At 74.3% G+C, this 2771-nt stretch carries 3 protein-coding genes and 2 pseudogenes; 1 reads left to right on the forward strand and 4 read right to left on the reverse strand.

Annotated features, from left to right (window positions below; genetic code table 11):
- Positions 1 to 170 (forward strand): annotated as a pseudogene (locus CCN44_RS46930) (MBL fold metallo-hydrolase); the annotation flags it as partial.
- Positions 171 to 225: 55 nt separating this feature from the next.
- Here the strand turns inward: CCN44_RS46930 and CCN44_RS38685 are convergent.
- From CCN44_RS38685 to CCN44_RS45730, 4 genes and pseudogenes are all read right to left on the reverse strand, one after another.
- A complete protein-coding gene (locus CCN44_RS38685; protein ID WP_059255821.1) occupies positions 226 to 786 on the reverse strand; it encodes a TetR/AcrR family transcriptional regulator in 561 nt (186 codons plus the stop codon).
- A 140-nt stretch (positions 787 to 926) separates the two neighbouring features.
- A complete protein-coding gene (locus CCN44_RS38690; protein ID WP_086703577.1) occupies positions 927 to 2150 on the reverse strand; it encodes a beta-ketoacyl-[acyl-carrier-protein] synthase family protein in 1224 nt (407 codons plus the stop codon).
- Positions 2147 to 2455, reverse strand: a complete 309-nt coding sequence (locus tag CCN44_RS38695; protein WP_059255825.1) for an acyl carrier protein — start codon at positions 2453 to 2455, stop codon at positions 2147 to 2149. The genes CCN44_RS38690 and CCN44_RS38695 overlap by 4 nt, the downstream gene beginning before the upstream one ends.
- 115 nt (positions 2456 to 2570) lie before the next feature.
- Positions 2571 to 2771: pseudogene (locus CCN44_RS45730) on the reverse strand (hypothetical protein); the annotation flags it as partial.

A 2771-nucleotide genomic window follows, 5' to 3' on the forward strand; every position in this document is an offset into this window, starting at 1 on the left:
ATCCGGCGCTGGCCGAGGCCACCCGCCGCCGGCTCCTCGGCGCACTCGCCGGCACCGGCACCCTGGTCCTCGGCACCCACTTCCCGCCGCCCACCGCCGGACGCGTGACCGGACACGGCGAGGCCTACCGGCTCCGGCCGGTCCCGCCGGTGGACGCGCGGCGGAGGTGACCCGCCGACGGTCCGCCGGCGAGCCTCCCGGGCTCCCGGCCCTCGTACGGGACGCCTAGGCGAGGAGCCGCTTCCTGGCGAGCCCCATCACCTCCGCACGGCTCCGGCCGCCGTGATCGGCGGCGATGAAGTGGCTGCCGATGCGCAGCGAGAAGGTGAGCAGGCAGCGGACCTCCACCTCGTCCTCGTCGGAGCAGAAGGCGCCGAACAGCGAACGCAGGTAGTCCATGCGCCGGTTGTCGACCCGGCGCAGCCGCCGCGCGACCTCCTCGTCGTGCCGGGCCCAGTCGCGGACGGCGAGTTCGGCGGCCACGCTCACCGTCGGGGTGTCACCGGACGAGGCGACGATCGTGAAGAGCCGGTCCAGCCGGGCCCTGGCGTCTCCTCCGCCGCTCTCGACCCGCTCGATCACCTTCTCGGTGACCTCGCGTTCCCATGTGTCGAGCATCTCGGTGAGCAGCGCCTGCCGGTTGCGGAAGTAGCCGTAGAAGCCCCCTTTGCTGACGCCGAGCGCCTGCGCCAGCGACTCGACCCGGACGGCCTGGGGGCCGCCGGCGGAGAGCGCCTGCAGCCCCGCCTCGATCCATTTGCCGCGGGGCGTGCGGGCCATGGCCATGCGTGTGTCTCCCGTCGCTGCCGGGCCGTCCGTACGGAGGCGTACGGACGGCCTGCCGTCGTTCTGTACGGCATCGTATAGACGGGGGGCCGACGCATGAGAACGCCCGCGGCCCCGCACCCGTCCCGGGAGTCAGGCGGTCACGGGGTCTGGAGGACGAGTACGGCGTTCTGGCCGCCGAAGCCGAACGAGGTGCTCAGGACGGTGTCGATCCGGCAGGTGCGGGGGGCCTTGGTGACGATGTCGAGGTCGATGCCGGGCTCGGGCGCGTCCAGGTTGGCCGTCGGGTGCACGGTCTGGTGGTGCAGGGAGAGCACGCACACGGCGGCCTCGACGGCACCCGCGGCCCCCAGCGAGTGTCCCAGAATGCTCTTGGTGGCCGTGACGGGCGGCGGCCGGCGGAAGATCCGGTGCAGTACGGCGGCCTCCACCCGGTCGTTCAACGGCGTCGAGGTGGCGTGCGCGTTGACGTGGTGGACGTCGTCGGGCGTCAGGTCGGCTTCCGCCAGGGCCGCGCGGACCGCACGTGCGGCGCCCTCGCCGTCCGGGTGCGGGCTGGTGGGGTGGTGGGCGTCGCTGGTGGCGCCGAATCCGGAGAGGACGGCCCTCGCCGTGGCGCCGCGGGCGCGCGCGTGTTCCGCCCGCTCCAGGACGAGCACGCCGGCGCCCTCCGCCAGCACGAAGCCGTCCCGTTCCGTGTCGAAGGGGCGCGAGGCACCCGCCGGGTCGTGCCGGCGGGCGGACAAGGCGCCCAGCCGCCAGAAACCCATGCCGGCCAGCGGACCGCAGCCGCTCTCCGCCCCGCCGACCAGCGCGATGTCGCACAGCCCGCCCAACAGGAGCTGCCGGCCGACACCGATCGCGGTCGCGCCGGAGGCGCAGGCGGTGCTGACGCCGAAGCCGGGCCCCTTCGCCCCCAGGTCGGCGGCGATCTCACCGGCGGCCATGTTGGGCAGGGCCCGCGGCACCGTGGTGGGTGAGATCTTCTGGTACTCGCCCGACGTCAGGCGCTGCACGACGGGCAGGTCGGTGTCCCGGCTGCTGCTGCCCACGCCGATGACCACGCCGACCCGGTCGGCGTCCCACTCCCCCGGTGCCAGACCGGCGTCCTGGACCGCTTCCCGCGCGGCGGCGAGGGCGAGGTGGATGAAACGGTCGGTGCGCCAGCGCAGGCCGGGTCCGAGGGCGGCGGTGAGCTCCTCGTCCGGGACCCGGCAGCTGAAGTCCACGGGCAGGCCCGCGAGCCGGGGGTCGGTGGACGCGGTCGGTGTCCCCGCGCACAGCCGTCGCCAGGTGGCCTCGGCGCCCACCCCGCCCGGGGTGGCCAGTCCGATGCCGGTGACGACGGTCCGCGACCTCCTCATGCGTCCACGTCCGCGGGTGCCGCGGCCAGCGTGTGCAGGACGGCGCGGGTCGACTCGTCGGTGAACCGGGCCACGTAGTCGGCCACCGCGGCGAGGGTGACCTCCGGACCCGCCGGCATCGCCTGGTCCGTGAGCGGGACCTCGATGCCGGTCTCCTCCTCGACCACGACGAGCAGTTCCGCGAGGGCGATCGAGTCGAGGCCGAGGTGCTGCAGATTGCTGTCGGCGCTCAGCTGCGCCGGATCCATTTCGAAATGGCGGACGATGAGACGGACAAGGGCGTCGACGATCAGCTGCTCGGCCAAGAATTCTCCCGGGTTCTGAAAGGACGTTCGATCGGCGGAAAGCCAGCAAAGCGCACCCGCGGCCGGCCCGCCCGGGAAGCACGGGCGTGTGTCGGTCAACAATGACCGGAGTGGTCTACGGAGAGCCGCGCCGTGCGGAGTGCCTTTCCGCGCCGGGCGGGGTGCGTCCGTCCTGTCTTTCCGGGCGGGGCGAAGAGCCGTCGGCGGCCGGTCGCGGCAGCCCTCGCCAGACGGCCACCGCGCCGCCGGCGGCGACCACGGCCGCCACCGCCGCGCTGCGGGTGAGCCCCGCGACGAAGGCGTCCGTCGCGGCGGC

Origin of the sequence: Streptomyces tricolor (assembly GCF_002155905.1) — a bacterium.
Taxonomy (GTDB): Bacteria; Actinomycetota; Actinomycetes; order Streptomycetales; family Streptomycetaceae; genus Streptomyces; species Streptomyces tricolor.

What these genes read in the sequence shown, in the direction of transcription:
- CCN44_RS38685 (WP_059255821.1), bottom strand. Translation starts at nt 786, where the DNA reads ATGGCCATGGCCCGCACGCCCCGCGGCAAATGGATCGAGGCGGGGCTG.
- CCN44_RS38690 (WP_086703577.1), bottom strand. Translation starts at nt 2,150, where the DNA reads ATGAGGAGGTCGCGGACCGTCGTCACCGGCATCGGACTGGCCACCCCG.